Origin of the sequence: Azospirillum griseum, from assembly GCF_003966125.1 — a bacterium.
GTDB lineage: Bacteria > Pseudomonadota > Alphaproteobacteria > Azospirillales > Azospirillaceae > Azospirillum > Azospirillum griseum.
Window position 1 is genome coordinate 378,110 of record NZ_RXMA01000001.1, and the last position, 18,631, is coordinate 396,740.

The following is an 18,631-nucleotide window of genomic DNA, read 5'->3' on the forward strand; positions in this document are numbered from 1 at the left end:
GACAACCTCCTGAGACGACGCCACACGCGTGCGGTGGGCATCGCGGGGTTCTGCGGTCTGGCTATGGCAAACCTACCGCAACAGAATGGAGCCACCGACGCGTGAACGCGTTGGCAGCTCCGGGAAAGACACACGCGACACTCAGACCTTTTCGACCTGCGTGTATTCCAGCTCGACCGGCGTCGAACGACCAAAGATCGACACCGCCACCTTGAGGCGGGACTTCTCTTCGTCCACTTCTTCGACCGTGCCGTTGAAGGAGGTGAAGGGACCGTCGCTCACGCGAACCTGCTCGCCCACCTCGAAGGTGATCGACGGTTTCGGGCGCTCAAAGCCTTCCTGCACCTGATGAATGATCCGCTCGGCTTCGCGCTGGGAAATCGGCTGCGGCTTGCCGCCACCACCCAGGAAGTCCGTGACCTTCGGCGTGTTCTTCACCAGCGACCAGGATTCGTCCGTCAAGTCCATCTTGACGAGAACGTAGCCCGGGAAGAACTTGCGTTCGGTGTTGATCTTGGAGCCCCGGCGCACTTCGACCACTTCTTCGGTCGGAACCAGGATCTCTTCAAACTTGTCTTCCAGGCCTTTTTGAGCGGCCTTCTCGCGGATCGCCTGCGAGACCTTCTTCTCAAAGCCGGAATAAACGTGAACGACGTACCAGCGCGCAGCCATGCTCAGCCTCCCAGCCCAAGGATCAAGCGGACGGCAACCGCCAGCACCTGATCGACGACGAGGAAGAACAGGGCGGCGAGCACCACCATGACGAAGACCATGGCGGTCGTGATGCCGGTCTCCTTGCGGGTCGGCCAGGTGACTCTGGCAACCTCGCGGCGGACCTCGCGCGCGAATTCTGCGGGATTGACTTTAGCCATCGTGCGAACCGTGCGAGCTCCGGTAGCGACAGTGTGGGCGCCGCTTCTACCCTAAACAGTTGCCGGGCGGGATGGCAGGAGTGGAGGGGATCGAACCCCCAACCCCCGGTTTTGGAGACCGGTGCTCTACCAATTGAGCTACACTCCTAGCGCCCGCCACCTTGCTCACCATTGGCTTGCAAGGCTTTGTACCGGAAGCTGTACCTTACCACCTGCCTTTGAAAAGCAACCCCCGTCGAGCTTCCGTTCGGCGGGGGAGGCAGGCTTATACCATCGCCCGAAGACCAGCGCAAGACCGATCTTCGAGCGATCAACCAGAAACTTACGCGATGATCGTGGCGACGACGCCGGCACCGACGGTGCGGCCGCCTTCACGGATGGCGAAGCGCAGGCCTTCGTCCATGGCGATCGGAGCGATCAGCTCGACGTTCATGGCGACGTTGTCGCCCGGCATCACCATCTCCACGCCTTCGTTCAGCGTGACCATACCGGTCACGTCCGTCGTGCGGAAGTAGAACTGCGGACGGTAGTTGGTGAAGAACGGGGTGTGACGACCGCCCTCTTCCTTCGTCAGGATGTAGGCTTCGGCCTTGAACTTGGTGTGCGGGGTGATCGAACCCGGCTTGGCCAGAACCTGGCCGCGCTCGACGTCTTCACGCTTCGTGCCGCGCAGCAGCGCGCCGATGTTGTCGCCAGCCTGACCCGACTCGAGCAGCTTGCGGAACATTTCAACGCCGGTGACGGTGGTCTTGACCGTGGCCTTCAGGCCGACGATCTCGACTTCCTCACCAACCTTGACGATGCCGCGCTCGACACGGCCGGTCACGACGGTGCCACGGCCCGAGATCGAGAACACGTCTTCGATCGGCATCAGGAACGGACGGTCAACCGGACGCTCCGGCTGCGGGATGTACTCGTCAACCGTCTTCATCAGGGCCAGAACGGCGTCGCGGCCGATTTCCGGCGAACGGTCTTCCAGCGCGCACAGCGCCGAACCCTTCGTGATCGGAATGTCGTCGCCGGGGAACTGGTAGGACGACAGAAGCTCGCGGACTTCCAGCTCGACCAGCTCCAGCAGTTCCGGATCGTCGACCATGTCGACCTTGTTCATGAACACGACCAGCGCCGGGACGCCGACCTGACGGGCGAGCAGGATGTGCTCGCGGGTCTGCGGCATCGGGCCGTCGGCGGCCGACACGACCAGGATCGCGCCGTCCATCTGGGCGGCACCGGTGATCATGTTCTTGACGTAGTCGGCGTGGCCGGGGCAGTCGACGTGCGCGTAGTGGCGGTTGGTCGTCTCGTACTCGACGTGGGCGGTCGAGATCGTGATGCCGCGCGCCTTTTCTTCCGGCGCCTTGTCGATCTGGTCGTAAGCGGTGAAGGTCGCGCCGCCGGACTCCGCCAGCACCTTCGTGATCGCCGCCGTCAGCGACGTCTTGCCGTGGTCGACGTGGCCGATCGTGCCAACGTTGCAGTGCGGCTTCGTCCGCTCAAACTTTGCCTTCGCCATCGCTTTGATCTTTCGTTCCCGACGTTCCGGACGCACACAATGGCCCGGCCGGGACTGTTTGTTCCGAACGGCGGGCGCGGATTGGAGCGGGTGAAGGGAATCGAACCCTCGTCGTAAGCTTGGAAGGCTTCTGCTCTACCATTGAGCTACACCCGCCGAGCAATCCCGCCGTCGCGATCGTCCGGGGCAACACAGTCACGGACAAGCCGTGGAAAGTAAGTGGTGGAAGGGGCTGGATTCGAACCAGCGTACGCTATGCGGGCAGATTTACAGTCTGCTGCCTTTAACCACTCGGCCACCCTTCCAATCCGCTCTGGGCTGTGCCCGTCGCGGAGTTCGGCAATATCGACATTTTTCGACCCTTGTCAACAAACAAAATCAGGTTCACACCAGAAAAATTGACGGCTCGGTTTGCCCACCGACGCCACCCTGCCCCTCCCGTTCTGGCCTGTGAGTCCCATGACACGCTCCAAACCCTCCCCTTCAACCCCGCAATCCGGTCGCTCCGCTGGCAAGACGTCGGGCGCTCCGCGTGGGGCGCAGGGCGTTCTGCTCTATGGCCTGCACCCAGTTGCCGCCGCCTGGACCAACCCGGAGCGCCGCATCCATCGCCTGCTCGCGACCGAGGCCGGGCGAGCCTCCCTGGAGGGCACGATCAACGCTGCACGCGCGGCGGGCCTCAGCCGTCCCGGCCTGACGTTGGTGGAGAAATCGGACCTTGACCGCATGCTGCCGCCCGGTGCTGTGCACCAGGGCCTGGCCATCGACACCGCCCCGCTGCCAGACGTGGGGATCGAGGATCTGTGCAACGAATTGGCGGAGCAGGCGGAGGCCCTGATCGTTGTGCTCGATCAAGTCACCGATCCGCACAATGTCGGCGCTGTTCTGCGCTCTGCCTCCGCATTTGGCGCGAAGGCCGTGGTGGTGACGGAGCGGCACGCGCCGGAAACCACCGGCGTGCTGGCCAAGAGCGCGTCCGGCGCGCTGGAGGCCGTGCCGCTGATTCGCGTCACCAACCTGTCCCGCGCGCTGACCGACCTGCAGCAAGCGGGTTTCTGGTCGGTCGGATTGGCCGAATCCGGCAAACAGACGCTGGCCCAACTGAACCTGACCGGCAAGACCGCGCTGGTGATGGGGGCGGAGGGCAGCGGCCTGCGCCGCCTGACCATGGAACGCTGCGACGTTATCGCCCGCCTGCCCACCACCGGCCCGGTGGGCAGCCTGAACGTGTCCAACGCCACGGCGGTGGCGCTGTACGAGGTGGCGCGGTTGCGCTCGTAACGCTTGTTCCCGACGCGCGACGGCGCTAAGGTGCCGCTCCCGCAACGTTGCGGAACCGCCGGATTAGCTCAGCTGGTAGAGCAGCTGATTTGTAATCAGAAGGTCACGGGTTCGATTCCTGTATCCGGCACCAGTTTTCTGTCATGGCCCCCTTCGGTCGCAAAGCCCCGCGCGTTCCCGCCGGGGCTTTTTCGTTGCCGCGATCTGTGATCAATTCTCAGTCGCACAGTGAGGGGAAAGACCAGCGCCGACGGCACGACCAGAGTCGGGCAGTACTGGTAGGACCAGATCGCCGGACTTTCGCAGTTGCGATGCAGTCCTGGCGGTTCTTTCAATCCGGATCTTCCCTGATTCTGGCGGTCCACTAGGGTTATCCCTTGTTTCGACTCCCTCCATACTGTGGCTCTATGCCGCATCTGCGAAGGTTGTCGGGGCGTCGTTGCTTTGCCTACCTTTGATTTCCGTGACGCGCTTTCAGCCGCTGCGCCGCCCCGGCGGTTCATCGTCGGCTGGCGCGCTCACGGTTCCGGCCTCGTCCTCGCCTTGGCGTAAGGAACGGTCACGCTTCGCCCCACCTGGCCCCAATGGTGCGCACATGGACGACATCGGCCGACCGCCGCTCGACGATTATCAACTGGCCGATCAGGTCCATCACCGCCTTCGCCGCGCCCATCAACGCGCCTCCGCCATTTTCCTCGACACCATCGGCGACGCGCAATTGACCCCGACGCAATGGGCGGCTCTGGCCACCCTGCACGGCGAGGGCGCGCTGTCGCAGAACCAGCTTGGCCGCATGACCTACATGGATCCCGCGACAACCCAGGGGGTGATCCTGCGCCTGGTTGACCGCGGACTGGTGGAACGCAGCCCGGATCCGATGGACCGCCGCCGCACCAGCGTGCAGCTGACCCGCGTCGGTCGGGCGATGGTCGAGGAACTGACGCACAAGGCCACCATCGCCCACGAACGCACGCTGGAACCGCTGTCGCCAGACGAACGCGCCCATTTCCTGGATCTGCTGCACCGCCTGATGTGATGGGCCGAAGCAGACCCTTCAACGTTCCGTCGGCTTGTTCGCGTTCTTGACGGTGACTTTTGCGCCCGGTTTGCTATGAACGCGGGGCACGCGGGCGAGACGTCCCCCTTTCGGGCCGCCGTCGCACGCACCGACCGTCACCCGAAGCCGGAACGCCCCCGCATGTTGCACCGCCGCCAGACCCTTTCGCTGCTGATGACCAGCGCCGTCGCGCTGATCGCCGCCCTGACCGCCGGTTCCACATCCGCTCTCGCGCAGGCGGCCCCTGCGTCCTCCGCGCCGGTTCGGGTGGGTGAAATCAACAGCTACACCGGCCTGCCCGCCTTCACGATCCCGTACCGTCAGGGCTGGCAGCTTGCGGTGGAAGAGATCAACGCCAAGGGCGGCGTGCTCGGCGGGCGCAAGCTGGAGGTTGTCTCGCGCGACGACGCGGGCAAGCCCGACGACGCCGTGCGCGTGGCGCAGGAGCTGCTGAGCAGCGAAAAGGTCGATCTGCTGGCCGGAACCTATTTTTCGCACATCGGCTTGGCCGTGGCCGATTTCGCCGCGCGCAACAAGGTTCCCTTCGTCGCCGCCGAGCCGCTGACCGACGCCATCACCTGGAGCAAGGGCAACCGCTACAGCTTCCGCCTGCGCCCCAGCACCTACATGCAGGCGGCGATGCTGGTGGAGGAAGCCGCCAAGCTGCCCGCCAAGCGCTGGGCCACCGTCGCGCCGAATTACGAATATGGCCAGTCGGCGGTGACGTGGTTCAAGCAGTTGCTGAAGGAAAAGCGCCCCGACGTGGAGTTCGTCGCCGAGCAATGGCCGGCCCAAGGCAAGCTGGAGGCCGGACCGACGGTGCAGGCGCTGGCCGCCGCCAACCCCGAGGCGATCTTCAACGTCACCTTCGGTGCCGATCTGGCCAAGCTGGTGCGCGAGGGCGAGGGGCGCGGCCTGTTCAAGAACCGCCGCGTCGTCAGCCTGTTGACCGGCGAGCCGGAGTATCTGGAGCCGATGAAGGACGAGGCCCCGGAGGGCTGGATCGTCACCGGCTACCCGTGGGAGCAGATCGACACGCCCGAACACAAGGCGTTCCGCGACGCCTACAGCGCGCGGTTCAAGGAATCGCCACGCCAAGGCTCCGTTGTCGGCTACGCCACGCTGAAGGCCATCGCCGCCGCGCTCGACAAGGCCGGATCGACCGAACCGGACAAGCTGGTGGCGGCCTTCCGGGGCCTGTCGCTGTCCAGCCCCTTCGGGCCGATCACCTTCCGCGCGTCGGACCATCAGGCCACCATGGGGGCCTATGTCGGCGTGACCACGGTGAAGGACGGGCGCGGCACGATGAAGGATTGGCGCTACGCCGACGGGGCCGCCTATCTGCCCGGCGACGAGGCGGTGCGGGCGCTGCGGCCGGCGGAGTAAATGTCCTTCCTCCTCGTCCAGGCGCTCAGCGGGTTGGCCACGGCGGCGACGCTGTTTCTGGTGTCGTCGGGGCTGACCATCGTCTTCGGCGTCACCCGCATCGTCAATTTCGCCCACGGCTCCCTCTGCATGATCGGGGCCTATCTCGGCTGGTCGTTGATCGAGCGGTTTGGCGGCAGCGTCGGCGGTTTCTGGGGCAGCGTCGCGCTGGCGTCGCTGGGGGCCGGGGCGCTGGGCGCGGCGATGGAGGTGGGTTTGCTGCGGCGGCTCTACCGCTCGCCGGAGCTGTTCCAACTGCTGGGGACCTTCGGCGTCGTGCTGGTGGCGCAGGACGCCGTGGCCTGGGTTTGGGGGCCGGAGGACCTGATGGGCCGTCGCGCGCCGGGGCTGAAGGGATCGGTCGACATTCTGGGCCAGCCCTTTCCGCTCTATGATCTGGTGCTGATCGGCTTGGGGCCGCTGGTGCTGGGCCTGCTGTGGCTGCTGTTCACCCGCACCCGCTGGGGCGTTCTGGTGCGCGCCGCCACCCAGGACCGCGACATGGCGTCGGCCCTGGGGGTCGATCCGGCCCGGCTCTTCACCGGCGTGCTGTTTCTGGGGTCCGCGCTGGCCGGGTTGGGCGGCGCGTTGCAGGTCCCGCGCGAGGCGGTGAACCTGCACATGGACATGGCCATGATCGTCGAGGCCTTTGTCGTCGTCGTGGTCGGCGGCATGGGCAGCCTGACCGGGGCCTTTCTCGCCGCGCTGCTGATCGGCCAGTTGCAGGCCTTCGGCATCCTGGTGTTTCCGCAAATCACGCTGGTGCTGGTCTTCCTGTTCATGGCGGTGGTGCTGGTGCTGCGCCCGCACGGGCTGATGGGCCGGGCGGAGGACGCACCACCCGCCGCCGCCGCCGCCGCACCGGTGCTGCGACTCGGGAACCGGGGCGGCTGGATCGCCCTCGCGCTGCTGGCGCTGCTGGCCACCGCGCCGCTGCTGGTCGGCGATTACGCCGTGATTGTGCTGACCGAAATGGTCATCCTCGCCCTGTTCGCCGCCAGCCTGCATGTGCTGATCGGGTTGGGCGGGCTGGTGTCCTTCGGCCACGCCGCCTATTTCGGGTTGGGGGCCTATGGCGCGGCGTTGCTGGTTCGCCATCTGGGCGCGCCGATGCCGCTGGCGCTGGCCGCTGCCCCGCTGGTCGCCGGGCTGGGGGCGCTGATCGCGGGCTGGTTCTGTGTGCGGCGGTCGGGCCTGTATTTCGCCATGCTGACGCTGGCTTTCGCGCAAATCACCTGGTCGGTCGCCTTCCAATGGTCGGGCTTCACCGGCGGCGACAACGGGCTGTTGGGGATTTGGCCGTCGGCCTGGGCGTCGGGCAAGGCGGTGTATTATTGGCTGACGCTGGCGCTGTGCGCCGGGGCGTTGGCGCTGCTGCGGCGCGCGGCCTTCGCCCCCTTCGGCTACGCCCTGCGGGCCGGGCGCGATTCGGCCCTGCGCGCCGAGTCGGTGGGCATCGACGTGCGGCGGCACCAATGGTGTGCCTTTGCGCTGGCCGGATCGGCGGCCGGGCTGGCCGGTGGGCTGTACGCCTTCGCCAAGGGCAGCGTTTTCCCCACCCTGATGGCGGTGTCGGTGTCGGTCGACGCGCTGGTGATGATCCTGCTGGGCGGGGTGCAGACGGTCAGCGGGCCGCTGGCCGGGGCCGCCCTGTTCCATCTGCTGGAAAGCCAGGTGATGCGCGCCACCGATCTGTGGCGTCTGCTGCTGGGCCTGACCATCGTGGCGCTGGTGCTGCTGTTCCCGCGCGGCATCGTCGGCGTTCTGTCGAACCGACGGGAGCGGTCATGAGCCAGTTGGAGGTGACGGATCTGGCGCGGGGCTTTGGCGGCGTGCAGGCGGTGCGCGGCGTGTCCTTCACCCTGGAGTCGGGGGAGCTGCTGGCCCTGATCGGCCCGAACGGCGCGGGGAAAAGCACCTGCTTCAACCTGCTGAACGGCCAGTTGCGCCCCGATTCGGGCCGCGTGCGCCTGGATGGCGTCGATCTGGTCGGGCGGACGCCGCGCCGCATCTGGGCGATGGGCGTCGGGCGGACCTTCCAGATCACCGCGACCTTTGCCTCGATGACGGTGGCGGAGAATGTCCAAACGGTGCTGCTGTCGCGCGCGCGTCGGCTGTTCGGCCTGTGGCGTCCGGCCAGCCGCCAGTTCCGGGACGAGGCGCTGGCCCTGCTCGCCCGTGTCGGCATGGCCGATCAGGCCGACCGGCCTTGCGGCGTGCTCGCCTATGGCGATCTGAAGCGGGTCGAACTGGCGATGGCGCTGGCGAGCGACCCGAAAATCCTGCTGATGGACGAACCGACCGCCGGAATGGCCCCCGCCGAACGGCTGGAGTTGATGGCGCTGACCGCCGCGCTGGTGCGCGAACGCGGTCTGGCGGTGCTGTTCACCGAACACGACATGGATGTGGTGTTCGGCCACGCCACCCGCCTGCTGGTGCTGGACCGGGGGACCATCATCGCCGATGGCCCGCCCGACGCGGTGCGCACTGACCGCCGTGTGCAAGCCGTGTATCTGGGAGACGAGTCGTGACCCCGCCCGCCCCCCACACCCCGTCCGACCCGCTGCTGCGCGTGGAGGGGCTTCAGGTCTGGTACGGGCACGCCCACATCCTGACCGGCGTCGATCTGACCGTTGGGCGCGGCGAGGTGGTGGCGCTGATCGGCCGCAACGGCGCGGGCAAGACCACGACGCTGAAGGCGATCATGGGGTTGGCCGAGTCGCGGCGCGGCAACGTCACGTTCGACGGACGCCCGATCGGGACGCTTCCGCCCCACGCCATCGCCCGCCTGGGCCTGGGCTATGTTCCCGAAGACCGGCGGATCTTCGCCGATCTGACGGTGGACGAGAATCTGGAGGTGGGCCGCCAACCGCCCCGCCCCGGCGCGCCGCATTGGACGCCGGACCGGCTGTTTGCGCTGTTTCCCAATCTGGCGGCGATGCGCGGGCGGCGCGGCACGCGGATGAGCGGCGGCGAACAGCAAATGCTGACGCTGGCCCGCACCCTGATGGGCAACCCGACCCTGCTGCTGCTCGACGAGCCATCCGAAGGGCTGGCCCCGATCATCGTCCGCCAGATGGCCGACGCGGTGCGGCGGTTGAAGGCCGAAGGCCTGTCGGTTCTGGTGTCGGAGCAGAACACCAGCTTTGCCGCCGCCGTGGCCGACCGGGCCAGCGTTCTGGAAAAGGGACAGGTGCGGTGGTCGGGCCGGATGGCCGATCTGATGGCCGATGAGGCGGTGCGCCGGACCTATCTGGCGGTGTGAAAAATCTGGCGGTGTGAAAAAAGCGCAAACGCCGCTCAGGCAAACATGTCCAACAGGCGCTGGGTGTTTTCCTGTGTTGCTTCAAACACCTTGGCGTTGGCGGCGAAATCGGTCTGGGCGTTGGTGATGCTGACCACGACCGCCGGATCCAGGTTCCCCGCCGCGATCTGCTCCGCCCCATCGGCCACCCGGGCCTGCGCGTCCTGCAACCCCTCCAGGGCTGAGGCTTGCGGTTGGAACAGCGTGGGGGTGGAGGAAACCGAACCGATGCCCATGGCCGTCGCTTTCAAAAAGACGCACTCGGAGGATCTTACCGACGCAGCGGTAAAGCCTTGGTGAACGCGCCGGTCGCGGGATAATGCCATCGGACCCGTGTGCCCACATAGTTTCTGTTGCCGTTGAGCAACAGGCAACGGTGGAACACGGGCGCGATGCTCCGTCATGGACTGAAGGACTTGCGGGAAACCCTGATTTTGCTATTGTTGCAGCGCAGCAAGCGATTGCTGCCTCGCCCTTCTTGGGCGTTTCCTCCCTAAACTTCAAGGCCGCTGTCCTCAGCGGCCTTTTTTCTGCCAGAAAGGCGGGGAGCAAGGCAATCCCTAACAAAGGTCATAGTCCCCGACCGCAAAGCCTTGGAATCCCTGAACCTGTCAGACCACCTTCCGCCCCAACACCCACCAAAACAGCCTCCTGTGGTCTTGCGAACAGTTTGCTCGGAAAGCATTTCTTTGATTGCCCAACGGCTTTTGTCAAACCGTCTGCCCGCAAAGCGCTGACACGCGCAAAAGCTGTCGGACGACTGAAGCCCAAGACCCGCTGCAGAATGGCAAAATTTCCCGCGTGCCCTTCCAAAAAAATGCGCGCGAATGGCCGCAGCCACACGGAACCCCCTGCCCCCGACACGCGAACTGTCGTATAGAGACCGCCGAACCGATCCACATCACCGACCTTGCGGGAGCGTCACATGGACATCGCCATCATGGTTCTGGCCGTCGTTTTCTTCTTCTGGCAGACCATTTCCGAGTGATCGGCCGGGCGGTTCCGCCGCCTTGCCTCCCAACCCACCCCCGCCCAACCGGGCGCGTTCGGGTGGCGCACCAAAAAGGGCGGCCCAACACGGGTACCGCCCTTTTTGCTGACTAGGTTCGACAAGGCCAAACTCCACACGGTTGAACGCCCCCACGGACGCCCAGACCGTTCCACACCGCTATTCAGCGGCCACGGGCGGCTCCAAACGGGCCTGAGTCGACGCGATCAGCCGCAACGTCTCCATGATCGAACCGATGGCTTCGTGCAGATCGGCTTGCTCCCGGAGTCCCGGCAAATCGAACAGCACGCTTTCCAGTTCAACGGCCGCGTCCTGCAAGCTGGCGCACGCCTGTTCCAGATGACGCCCAGCCTCCAAACGCTTTGCAATCCGCAAACCAGTCGCAATGTCACCCGCCCGAGTCGCATTTCGATTTGCAAATTGCGAATCCGACGGCGCGCTCCCGCTTTGGATTCCCAGCACTTTCCGCATCATGGGCCATTCCCCCGCTTGCTCTGGGCGGGAATGCAGCAAAATCCACGCCAAAAGTAGGGTATCTGGGATCAATCCATCACCCACACCCCCGCGCGCCAACGCCCGGCGGTCAGACCGCCATCGGCGGTGCGATGAACGCCCCAGCCTTCGGGCTGCCCATTGTGGAACTGCCCGGCAAAGCGCCCACCATCGGGGTACCGCATCACGCCCAAACCGGTCATCAGATCGTCCACCCACTCCCCGTCATACCGTGCGCCGTTGGCAAAGCGGTACGCGCCCAGCCCCGCGCGGCGGGGTTGGGTTTGCGCTGGGTCGGTGCGCCATTCCCCATCATAGCGGTCGCCGTTGGGAAAGGCGTGGCCCCACGCCCCCGCATCCCCTCCGGCCCGCGCCCGCTCCGCCGCTCGTTGCGCGCGGTCGGCGGCCTCCAACGCGCGTTGCTCCATGGCGGCGGCCTCGGCATCCGACAGGGCCGCCGGGGTCGTTTCCTTGGGGTTGGCAGCAGGCTCCGCCACCGGAGTCGCCTCAATCGCGGCGCGCGGCTGGGCGGCGACCGGCGGCGGCGGCTCCCCCCAGCGGTCGGACAAGCTTCCGGCGGTGACGTAACCAATCCGTCCCGCCGCGTCGCGAATCTTCACCCAACTTCCCACGGTGGGAGACGGCAGCACCGTCACGGCGGCCCCCACCGCCAGCGATGCCACCCCCTTCGCGCCCACCGCCGGACGGTCAAAGATCATCGCCCCGCCAACCGCAACATAGTCCCCTGGCGGCAGCGCACCCGCCACAGCGTGGGTCGGCCCAACCAGCCCCAACCACGCCACAGCCACAGCCATCATCCGCGTCATCCCACGCCCCCAGCGGTTCGCACCACGCCCCGCCTCCGCAGCAGCCCAGAGATCCGGCATCGCGCGCGAGGTTGCGCTTTTCCTTTGGGGCAAAGCCGCCTATATGACGCGCTTTCCGATTCGCACAAAGGACCCCTCCCATGCCGCCCGCCAAGCCGACCGTCGCCAAGATGACCGATACGGAAGTTGCCCGCGTCCAGGCCTATCTGCGCAAGACCCTGGGCAACACCAAGATCGTGATCGAGCCGCCCGCCAAGGCCGGCCAGTCGGCGGAAGTGTCGATCGACGGCGAGTTCATCGGCACCCTGCACCGCGACGTGGACGAGGGCGAGGTTTCCTACGATCTGCACATCTCGATCCTGGAAGAGGATCTGCCGGAGCTGCCGACCATCCCGCGCCGCTGATCCGCCGTTTCCATCCCCCGCAGGAGCGCACCCGTTGCGCCCGGCGGGGTGGACGCGCCCACAGCGCCCATCACCAACGCGGTCTCCACGCGCCCTCACCGGCTGTGCGCGCGCAGTTCCGCCGACAGCGCGGCCAGCAGGGTTTCCCCGCCCGACAGGGTCAGCCCCCGCACCAGCACGATGCCGCGCTTGCCGCCGCGCCGGTGCATGACCAGCCGCACCGTCGAACTCTTAGCCGCCCGCATCGCCGCCTTCACCGCGTCGTTCGCCAGCACCTGCCCGCCCGCCAGCGCCAGTTCCGCCTTGTGGCCATAGCTGTGCTGCGGGTCGATCCAGGCAAAGAACAGCGGGTGCCCGCCGACCAGCGGGTACAGCGCCAGATCGCGAATCGTCTCGTGCGGGTAGAGATGATGGTCATCCACCGACAGGCCAACCGGCGTCACCCCCAACCGCACCGCGCGCCGCCGCACGGTCTCGCTCAACGTCACCACATACATCAACAGCACCGGCACCGCGCAAAGCGCCGCCAGCCATTGCAGCATCGTGGCGACGTAATCGGGGGCCAGTCCCGCCCCGGCAATGAACCCGATGGCCAGCAACCCGGCAATCAACAGATAACGCGTGCGCATGCGCGGGCTGAAGGACGGGGTGGCGACAAAGACCACGCCGGTCGCGGCGTCCTCGCGCGTGATCTCCAGGGGCGGGGGCGGTGGTTGGGTCGGCATGGCGGCGATCCTGCGGGGGAACGGGCGGGGCGTCCAGCCCTTTCCAACCTTTTGCCATATCGGAATTTTCCGGTTCCGAATCAAGCGTCTGCCCACCATTCCCTGCGCCCCGTGGGGACTCTGGCGCGGCGCGCGGCGCGGTGATAGCGTGCCCCTTGAACAATTGCCCGTGAACAATTTCCCGCCAGAAGGACCATTCCCCGTGCACAGCCCGTCACCGTCCCGGACCAACGGGGCGACCGGCCAACCGGCCCCCGCGCCCATCGTTGAGGCCCGGTCCCTGTCGCTGGTCTACCCCACCGCCGACAACCGCCCGGTGACGGCCCTGAGCGAGGTCGATCTAACCATCGCGCGCGGCGATTTCGTGTCGCTGATCGGCCCGTCGGGCTGCGGCAAGACCACCCTGCTGCGCGTCATCGCCGATCTGGAGCAACCGACCGGCGGCCGCATCACGGTGGAAGGGTTGACGCCGGAACAAGCGCGGCTGAAACGGCTGTACGGCTATGTCTTCCAGGCCCCGGCGCTCTATCCGTGGCGCACGGTGGAACGCAACGTCATGCTGCCGTTGGAGATCATGGGCATCCCCCGCGCCGAACGGCAGGCCCGCGCGCGCGAGGAGTTGCAGCGCGTCGGCCTGTCGGGGTTCGAGCGCAAGTTTCCCTGGCAACTCTCCGGCGGCATGCAGCAACGCGCCTCCATCGCCCGCGCGCTGGCGCTGAAGCCCGATCTGCTGCTGATGGACGAGCCGTTCGGCGCGTTGGACGAAATCACCCGCGACCATCTGAACCTGCACTTGACGCAACTCTGGCGCAGCACCGGCAAGACCTGCGTATTCGTCACCCATTCGATTGCGGAGGCGGTGTTCCTGTCCACCCGCATCGTGGTGATGAGTCCGCGCCCGGGCCGGATTCTGGACGTCATCGACTGCGACCTGCCGCGCGAACGCACACTCGACATCCGCGAATCGCCGGAATTCGCCGCCATCGCCCACCGCGTGCGCGACGGGTTGAAGGAAGGCCACAGCTATGACGACTGAAGCCGGGACTGTGCCGCCCCGTCGCTGGGCCTCCGGCCGTCTGGCCGACGCCGTCCCCGTGCTGGTGACGACGCTGGTCGTGCTGATCCTGTGGTACGCCGGGGCCGCGTGGCTCAATCTGCCGCAAGCCGAAGAGGCGCTGACCCGCAGCGGCAAGCCGTTCGGCGGCCTGGATCTGCTGCTGCAAACCTACAGCATGAAGCGCCCGATCCTGCCCACCCCCGATCAGGTGGTGGTGGAGCTGTGGGGATCGCTGACCGGCTACCCGCTGACCAGCCCGCGCAACCTGCTGTTCCACGCCGCCGTGACCGCGCAGGCGGCCCTGACCGGCTTGGCGATGGGGGTGGCGCTGGGCACGCTGCTGGCGGTAGGCATCGTCTACACCCGCACGCTCGACGCCAGCCTGCTGCCCTGGGTCATCGCCTCGCAAACCGTGCCGATCCTGGCGATCGCGCCGATGATCGTCGTCATCCTCGGCAATCTGGGCTTCACCGGCCTGCTGCCCAAGGCGGTGATCTGCATGTATCTGTGCTTCTTTCCCATCACCGTCGGCATGGTCAAGGGGCTGCGCTCCGCCGATCCGCTGTGGCTCGACCTGATGCGGACCTATTCGGCGGGGGGCCTGCGCGCCTTCTGGTCGCTGCGCCTGCCCGCGTCCCTGCCCTTCCTGTTCGCCAGCCTCAAGGTGTCGGTGGCGATCAGCGTCACCGGGGCCATCGTCGGCGAATTGCCGACCGGCGGTCAGGCCGGGTTGGGGGCGCGGTTGCTGTCGGGATCCTATTACGGCCAGACCGTGCAGATTTGGGCGGCGCTGGTGATGGCGGCCCTGCTGTCGGTGCTGCTGATCGCGGTGCTGCGGGGCATTGAACGGCTGGTGTTGGGCCGGGGGGGCGTGCGATGAGCCGACAAGCGACCACAAACACCCACACCACCAGCCTGCGCACGGCGGCGGATTGGGGGCTGGTGGCCGTGGCCCTGCCGACCCTGGCGGCGCTGACCCAACCCATCGGCGCGCGCGGCGGTGAAACGCTGGGCTGGTTCGGCGGCAGCCTCGCCCCGCTGTTTCTGATCGGCGTGGTGTTGACCGTGCTGGCCGGGCGCACCGCGCCGACGCGGATCAAGGGGGCCTGGACGGAGTTGGCCGGAATCGTTCTGGCCTGGCTGCTGCCGCTGCATCTTCTGGACGAGGGGGTGGATCTGTCCGCCGGGGCGGGCGTCTGGCTGTTCCTGGTCGCCGCCATCCTTCAATTGTGGCGGGTGCTGGGCGCGCTGTCGGCGCGGCCGGGCTGGACGCGGTCGGTCGTCGTGCCGGGCCTGTTCGGGCTGGGGCTGCTGATCGCCTGGGAAATCCTGGTGCGCGGGTTCCAAGTCCCCGCCATCCTGCTGCCCGCCCCCAGCCGCATCGCCGGGGCGCTGGTGCAGCACGCGCCGGTGCTGTGGGATGATTTCCGCCAAACCGTGCTGATTTCGGTGCTGCGCGGCTATCTGCTGGGCTGCGGGGCCGGTTTCGCGGTGGCGATCCTGGCCGACCGGGTCCCGTTCCTGGCGCGCGGGTTGCTGCCGCTGGGCAATCTGGCCAGCGCGATCCCGGTGGTGGGCATCGCGCCGATCATGGTCATGTGGTTCGGCTTCGATTGGCAATCGAAGGCGGCGGTCATCGTGGTGATGACCTTCTTTCCGATGCTGGTCAACACGCTGGCCGGTTTGTCCAGCGCCGAACGCATCCAATTGGACCTGATGCGCTCCTACGCCGCCGGGTATGGCCGCACGCTGGTCAAGCTGCGGCTGCCCAACGCCCTGCCCTTTCTGTTCAACGGGCTGAAGATCAACTCCACCCTCGCCCTGATCGGGGCCATCGTGGCGGAGTTCTTTGGCACGCCGGTGGTCGGCATGGGCTTCCGCATCTCCACCGAGGTGGCGCGGATGAATCTGGACGTCGTGTGGGCGAGCATCACCGTGGCCGCGTTGACCGGATCGGGCCTCTATGGCGGCTTGGCCCTGCTGGAACGGGCGACCACCGCCTGGCACCCGTCGATGCGGCGACGCTGAGCCGCCGTTCGGTTGCGCTCCCCGCACAGCACGATTGCGTTTTGCGTGCGTTGCAAAATGGGGACGGATTCGCAAATTGGCGATCATTCCGCGTGGAACGCGGCGCAAGGCGCGATCCGCCCCCGGACGTTGGAACGGCAACCCATTGATTTTCAAGAGATGCCTTCGCAACCATCCGTTGGCACAGCCTTTGCTCCTATGACCAACGTCGGTGAGCGCCGCGAGCGCGCCCGCCGATGTGTTTCCTCCGGGACCTGAACCGACCGCGTTCCGCCTGCGGTCGGTTCCTTCTCGGGCACCGTTCGGGAGAGGACGCGATGGGTCAGGTGATCGTTCTGAAGCATGTGCGTTTGGCCAAGGCCTTCCAGGCCGTGGAAGCGGCCGCGCAGTCCCTGGACGCCGAACTGCTGTCCCTGCGCGCCCTGCGCGGGGCCGGGTTGCCGGATTTTGCCGAGGAAGCCGCCATGCTGCGGGCCTATGTCCGCACCCTGACCGTGCTGCTGCAGGCGATGCCCGCCGAGGATGTGGACAGTGCGGGCTTGAGCGAACGGTACACAAAGGCCACCGCCACGGTGGGGCGCTGCGCCGAGAATCTCAGCGGCTTTTTCGCGTCGCCGACTCCGGTCGCCCTGGGAACCACCGCCTGACACCGCATCGGGCCGCAGCCCCATCAAGCCAAGCCGCCTGTCCAGAAACGCGGGCGGGTGGTCGGCAACCTGTCTGCGTCCCCTGACAGGGGTCGGATCGCGGGCCTCAGAAGAACACCGTTTTTTCAGTGCCTTATCGGATTTGGCGCGGTTGGCCCTCTTCTTGCTAACCATGCCTGTCAGAATTGTTCCGGTTCGATCCGTGGGCAATTCCTCCAAAGCACCTTCGCCAGCCGCCCCCAGCGGCTGGCTTTTTTGCGCATTCCTTTTGTTCGTCATACGCACCTATGCCTGTGCGCCGGTTGCGCTATAGTGCCCCCCGACCTTCGTCGGAACGATCATCCCGGCCGAAGGGTTGAGGCGACCAAGGCCACATCCGGGGCGTGATGCGACTGCTGATTTCCGATCTGACCCACCGTTACGACGATCTGACGGTGCTGGACCGCATCGATCTGGTGCTGAATGAGGGCGAGGTGCTGGCGGTCATCGGCCCCAGCGGTTGCGGCAAGTCCACCCTGCTGGGCATCGCGGGCGGCATCGTCGCGCCCAGCGCCGGACGGGTGGCGGTGGACGGCCCGGTCCCCGACGGCTGCCTGAACCCGATCACCTATGTGTTCCAGGATTTCGCGCTGCTGCCTTGGCGGTCGGTGGAGGAGAACGTCGCGCTGGTGCTGGCCCATCACCCGCTGCCCGCCGCCGACCGGCGCGCGCGGGTGGAGGAAGGGTTGCGGCGCATGGGGCTGTGGGAGTTCCGCCAGGCGCTGCCCAAGCAACTGTCCGGCGGCATGCGCCAGCGGGTCGGCATCGCCCGCGCGCTGGCGGTGCGCCCGGCCATCCTGCTGCTCGACGAACCGCTGTCCGCGCTCGACGCGCAAACGCGCGAGCTGCTGATGGATGACTTCCTCGATCTCTGGCGGCGCGAGAAGACCACGGCGCTCTACGTCACCCACAATCTGGACGAGGCGCTGCGGTTGGCCGACCGCGTGGTGGTGTTGAGCCGCCGCCCTGGCCGCATCCGCGAGATCGTGACCATCGAGGAGCCGCGCGACCGCCGCCTCGCCCCCGCCGCGCAAGCGCATCTGGCGGAGGTGCGCGCCCGGCTGTGGCACCTGATGAAGGCCGAAGCGCAAATGGCCGACCGAGAGATCGCCCGTGCCTGATCCCATCAACACCCCCACCAGCACGCAAAGCACTCTGCAAGCCGTGCGCTTTCGCGGCGGCGGGTTCCACCCGCGCCGTCACCCCTGGGCCGCGCTCGCCGCCTTCGCCCTGCTGATCGCGCTGTGGGAGGGGACGAGCCGCGTCGGGCTGGCCAGCCCGCTGTTCCTGCCGCCGCCCAGCGCGGTGGGTCGGGCGCTGGCCGGGATGATCGCCGACGGATCGCTGTGGCTGAACCTGAAAGCCTCGCTGCTGCGAATCGGGGTGGGGTGGAGCCTGGGCACGTTGGGCGGCTTGACGGTGGGCCTGCTGATGGGGGTGGCGTCGGTCGCCCGCGCGGTCGGCGTTCCGCTGGTGTCGGCCTTCTTCCCAATTCCCAAGATCGCGCTGCTGCCGCTGTTCATCCTGTGGTTCGGCATCGGCGAGGCGTCCAAATTCGCCACCATCGGCTTTGGCGTCTTCTTTCCCACGGTGATCGCCGTCTACAGCGCCATCGATTCGGTCCCGCGCAACCTGATCCGCATGGCGCAGAGCTTCGGCCTGCCCTGGGGGGCCATTCTGCGCAACATCCTGCTGCCCGGCGCGCTGCCCGGCATCCTGGCCGGATTCCGCATCACCGCGTCCATCGCCCTGATCCTGGTGGTCGCCGCCGAGATGATCGGGGCCGAATACGGCATCGGGGCCTTCGTGCTGATGGCGGGCAACCTGATGCAGACCGACACGCTGCTGGCCGGGGTGATGGTGATGTCGGCGCTGGGCCTGACCATCGGCGCGCTGCTGTCGCTGCTGGAACGCCGCCTGCTGGTCTGGCGCTAATCCTGAACCAAGAACA

The 18,631-nt window shown here is 66.9% G+C and carries 20 protein-coding genes and 4 tRNA genes; 14 read left to right on the forward strand and 10 right to left on the reverse strand.

What is annotated here, in order from left to right; all coding sequences use genetic code 11:
- Positions 1 to 141: 141 nt before the first annotated feature.
- The 6 genes from nusG to EJ903_RS01880 form a co-directional block, all read right to left on the reverse strand.
- Positions 142 to 672, reverse strand: coding sequence for a transcription termination/antitermination protein NusG (gene nusG / locus EJ903_RS01855; protein WP_126611539.1), 531 nt, complete (start codon positions 670 to 672; stop codon positions 142 to 144).
- A 2-nt stretch (positions 673 to 674) separates the two neighbouring features.
- Positions 675 to 872: a preprotein translocase subunit SecE gene (gene secE / locus EJ903_RS01860; RefSeq protein WP_014246876.1), complete on the reverse strand. Its 198-nt coding sequence runs from the start codon at positions 870 to 872 to the stop codon at positions 675 to 677.
- A gap of 72 nt (positions 873 to 944) precedes the next feature.
- Positions 945 to 1,020, reverse strand: a tRNA-Trp gene (locus tag EJ903_RS01865).
- A 174-nt stretch (positions 1,021 to 1,194) separates the two neighbouring features.
- Positions 1,195 to 2,385, reverse strand: coding sequence for an elongation factor Tu (tuf, locus tag EJ903_RS01870; RefSeq protein ID WP_126611520.1), 1,191 nt, complete (start codon positions 2,383 to 2,385; stop codon positions 1,195 to 1,197).
- Positions 2,386 to 2,467: 82 nt separating this feature from the next.
- Positions 2,468 to 2,541 (reverse strand) — tRNA-Gly (locus EJ903_RS01875).
- A 64-nt stretch (positions 2,542 to 2,605) separates the two neighbouring features.
- Positions 2,606 to 2,690 (reverse strand) — tRNA-Tyr (locus EJ903_RS01880).
- Positions 2,691 to 2,844: 154 nt separating this feature from the next.
- On the opposite strand from EJ903_RS01880, the gene rlmB reads away from it, so the two are divergent.
- From rlmB to EJ903_RS01915, 7 genes are all read left to right on the forward strand, one after another.
- Positions 2,845 to 3,666, forward strand: coding sequence for a 23S rRNA (guanosine(2251)-2'-O)-methyltransferase RlmB (gene rlmB, locus EJ903_RS01885; protein ID WP_126611541.1), 822 nt, complete (start codon positions 2,845 to 2,847; stop codon positions 3,664 to 3,666).
- Between the two features lie 57 nt (positions 3,667 to 3,723).
- A tRNA-Thr gene (locus EJ903_RS01890) sits at positions 3,724 to 3,799 on the forward strand.
- Between the two features lie 462 nt (positions 3,800 to 4,261).
- On the forward strand, positions 4,262 to 4,702 hold the full coding sequence (locus tag EJ903_RS01895) for a MarR family winged helix-turn-helix transcriptional regulator (protein WP_126611543.1): 441 nt from the start codon (positions 4,262 to 4,264) through the stop codon (positions 4,700 to 4,702).
- Positions 4,703 to 4,864: 162 nt separating this feature from the next.
- The gene (locus tag EJ903_RS01900; RefSeq protein WP_126611545.1) at positions 4,865 to 6,109 is read left to right on the forward strand and encodes an ABC transporter substrate-binding protein; all 1,245 of its coding nucleotides are present in this window, start codon (positions 4,865 to 4,867) and stop codon (positions 6,107 to 6,109) included.
- Positions 6,110 to 7,939, forward strand: a complete 1,830-nt coding sequence (locus tag EJ903_RS01905) for an ABC transporter permease (protein ID WP_126611547.1) — start codon at positions 6,110 to 6,112, stop codon at positions 7,937 to 7,939. It begins immediately after the preceding gene.
- Positions 7,936 to 8,679, forward strand: a complete 744-nt coding sequence (locus EJ903_RS01910; RefSeq protein WP_126611549.1) for an ABC transporter ATP-binding protein — start codon at positions 7,936 to 7,938, stop codon at positions 8,677 to 8,679. The genes EJ903_RS01905 and EJ903_RS01910 overlap by 4 nt, the downstream gene beginning before the upstream one ends.
- Positions 8,676 to 9,413 carry an ABC transporter ATP-binding protein gene (locus EJ903_RS01915; protein ID WP_126611551.1) on the forward strand — a complete coding sequence of 246 codons (738 nt, stop codon included), beginning with the start codon at positions 8,676 to 8,678 and terminating at the stop codon, positions 9,411 to 9,413. The genes EJ903_RS01910 and EJ903_RS01915 overlap by 4 nt, the downstream gene beginning before the upstream one ends.
- A 35-nt stretch (positions 9,414 to 9,448) precedes the next feature.
- Here EJ903_RS01915 and EJ903_RS01920 read toward each other — a convergent pair whose 3' ends face one another.
- The 3 genes from EJ903_RS01920 to EJ903_RS01930 all read right to left on the reverse strand — a co-directional run bounded on the left by EJ903_RS01920 (position 9,449) and on the right by EJ903_RS01930 (position 11,771).
- Positions 9,449 to 9,688, reverse strand: coding sequence for a hypothetical protein (locus EJ903_RS01920; protein ID WP_126611552.1), 240 nt, complete (start codon positions 9,686 to 9,688; stop codon positions 9,449 to 9,451).
- A gap of 932 nt (positions 9,689 to 10,620) precedes the next feature.
- Positions 10,621 to 10,935 carry a hypothetical protein gene (locus tag EJ903_RS01925; RefSeq protein ID WP_126611554.1) on the reverse strand — a complete coding sequence of 105 codons (315 nt, stop codon included), beginning with the start codon at positions 10,933 to 10,935 and terminating at the stop codon, positions 10,621 to 10,623.
- 68 nt (positions 10,936 to 11,003) lie between these two features.
- Positions 11,004 to 11,771 carry an SH3 domain-containing protein gene (locus EJ903_RS01930; RefSeq protein WP_158627856.1) on the reverse strand — a complete coding sequence of 256 codons (768 nt, stop codon included), beginning with the start codon at positions 11,769 to 11,771 and terminating at the stop codon, positions 11,004 to 11,006.
- Between the two features lie 149 nt (positions 11,772 to 11,920).
- Between EJ903_RS01930 and EJ903_RS01935 the strand changes: the two genes are divergently transcribed.
- The gene (locus EJ903_RS01935) at positions 11,921 to 12,184 is read left to right on the forward strand and encodes a DUF3126 family protein (protein WP_126611556.1); all 264 of its coding nucleotides are present in this window, start codon (positions 11,921 to 11,923) and stop codon (positions 12,182 to 12,184) included.
- A gap of 95 nt (positions 12,185 to 12,279) precedes the next feature.
- On the opposite strand, the gene EJ903_RS01940 is transcribed toward EJ903_RS01935, so the two are convergent.
- A complete protein-coding gene (locus EJ903_RS01940) occupies positions 12,280 to 12,909 on the reverse strand; it encodes a hypothetical protein (RefSeq protein ID WP_246015086.1) in 630 nt (209 codons plus the stop codon).
- A 202-nt stretch (positions 12,910 to 13,111) separates the two neighbouring features.
- Here EJ903_RS01940 and EJ903_RS01945 point away from each other — a divergent pair, with 202 nt between their 5' ends.
- From EJ903_RS01945 to EJ903_RS01970, 6 genes are all read left to right on the forward strand, one after another.
- Positions 13,112 to 13,945 carry an ABC transporter ATP-binding protein gene (locus tag EJ903_RS01945; protein WP_126611557.1) on the forward strand — a complete coding sequence of 278 codons (834 nt, stop codon included), beginning with the start codon at positions 13,112 to 13,114 and terminating at the stop codon, positions 13,943 to 13,945.
- Positions 13,935 to 14,846: an ABC transporter permease gene (locus tag EJ903_RS01950; protein WP_126611559.1), complete on the forward strand. Its 912-nt coding sequence runs from the start codon at positions 13,935 to 13,937 to the stop codon at positions 14,844 to 14,846. The genes EJ903_RS01945 and EJ903_RS01950 overlap by 11 nt, the downstream gene beginning before the upstream one ends.
- On the forward strand, positions 14,843 to 15,994 hold the full coding sequence (locus tag EJ903_RS01955; protein ID WP_126611561.1) for an ABC transporter permease: 1,152 nt from the start codon (positions 14,843 to 14,845) through the stop codon (positions 15,992 to 15,994). Before EJ903_RS01950 ends, EJ903_RS01955 begins: the two co-directional genes overlap by 4 nt.
- Positions 15,995 to 16,311: 317 nt before the next feature.
- Positions 16,312 to 16,641 carry a hypothetical protein gene (locus tag EJ903_RS01960; RefSeq protein ID WP_246015088.1) on the forward strand — a complete coding sequence of 110 codons (330 nt, stop codon included), beginning with the start codon at positions 16,312 to 16,314 and terminating at the stop codon, positions 16,639 to 16,641.
- A 386-nt stretch (positions 16,642 to 17,027) separates the two neighbouring features.
- The gene (locus EJ903_RS01965; protein WP_126611828.1) at positions 17,028 to 17,801 is read left to right on the forward strand and encodes an ABC transporter ATP-binding protein; all 774 of its coding nucleotides are present in this window, start codon (positions 17,028 to 17,030) and stop codon (positions 17,799 to 17,801) included.
- Entirely contained in the window at positions 17,794 to 18,615 is an 822-nt protein-coding gene (locus EJ903_RS01970; RefSeq protein WP_126611563.1) for an ABC transporter permease, read from the forward strand. Before EJ903_RS01965 ends, EJ903_RS01970 begins: the two co-directional genes overlap by 8 nt.
- Positions 18,616 to 18,631: the final 16 nt, after the last annotated feature.

Bases quoted from the DNA above. Each gene is read 5' to 3' on its own strand.
- nusG (WP_126611539.1), bottom strand. From the start codon at position 672: ATGGCTGCGCGCTGGTACGTCGTTCACGTTTATTCCGGCTTTGAGAAG.
- secE (WP_014246876.1), bottom strand. From the start codon at position 872: ATGGCTAAAGTCAATCCCGCAGAATTCGCGCGCGAGGTCCGCCGCGAG.
- tuf (WP_126611520.1), bottom strand. From the start codon at position 2,385: ATGGCGAAGGCAAAGTTTGAGCGGACGAAGCCGCACTGCAACGTTGGC.
- rlmB (WP_126611541.1), top strand. From the start codon at position 2,845: ATGACACGCTCCAAACCCTCCCCTTCAACCCCGCAATCCGGTCGCTCC.
- EJ903_RS01895 (WP_126611543.1), top strand. From the start codon at position 4,262: ATGGACGACATCGGCCGACCGCCGCTCGACGATTATCAACTGGCCGAT.
- EJ903_RS01900 (WP_126611545.1), top strand. From the start codon at position 4,865: ATGTTGCACCGCCGCCAGACCCTTTCGCTGCTGATGACCAGCGCCGTC.
- EJ903_RS01905 (WP_126611547.1), top strand. From the start codon at position 6,110: ATGTCCTTCCTCCTCGTCCAGGCGCTCAGCGGGTTGGCCACGGCGGCG.
- EJ903_RS01910 (WP_126611549.1), top strand. From the start codon at position 7,936: ATGAGCCAGTTGGAGGTGACGGATCTGGCGCGGGGCTTTGGCGGCGTG.
- EJ903_RS01920 (WP_126611552.1), bottom strand. From the start codon at position 9,688: ATGGGCATCGGTTCGGTTTCCTCCACCCCCACGCTGTTCCAACCGCAA.
- EJ903_RS01925 (WP_126611554.1), bottom strand. From the start codon at position 10,935: ATGATGCGGAAAGTGCTGGGAATCCAAAGCGGGAGCGCGCCGTCGGAT.
- EJ903_RS01930 (WP_158627856.1), bottom strand. From the start codon at position 11,771: ATGATGGCTGTGGCTGTGGCGTGGTTGGGGCTGGTTGGGCCGACCCAC.
- EJ903_RS01935 (WP_126611556.1), top strand. From the start codon at position 11,921: ATGCCGCCCGCCAAGCCGACCGTCGCCAAGATGACCGATACGGAAGTT.
- EJ903_RS01940 (WP_246015086.1), bottom strand. From the start codon at position 12,909: ATGCCGACCCAACCACCGCCCCCGCCCCTGGAGATCACGCGCGAGGAC.
- EJ903_RS01950 (WP_126611559.1), top strand. From the start codon at position 13,935: ATGACGACTGAAGCCGGGACTGTGCCGCCCCGTCGCTGGGCCTCCGGC.
- EJ903_RS01955 (WP_126611561.1), top strand. From the start codon at position 14,843: ATGAGCCGACAAGCGACCACAAACACCCACACCACCAGCCTGCGCACG.
- EJ903_RS01960 (WP_246015088.1), top strand. From the start codon at position 16,312: ATGGGTCAGGTGATCGTTCTGAAGCATGTGCGTTTGGCCAAGGCCTTC.
- EJ903_RS01965 (WP_126611828.1), top strand. From the start codon at position 17,028: ATGCGACTGCTGATTTCCGATCTGACCCACCGTTACGACGATCTGACG.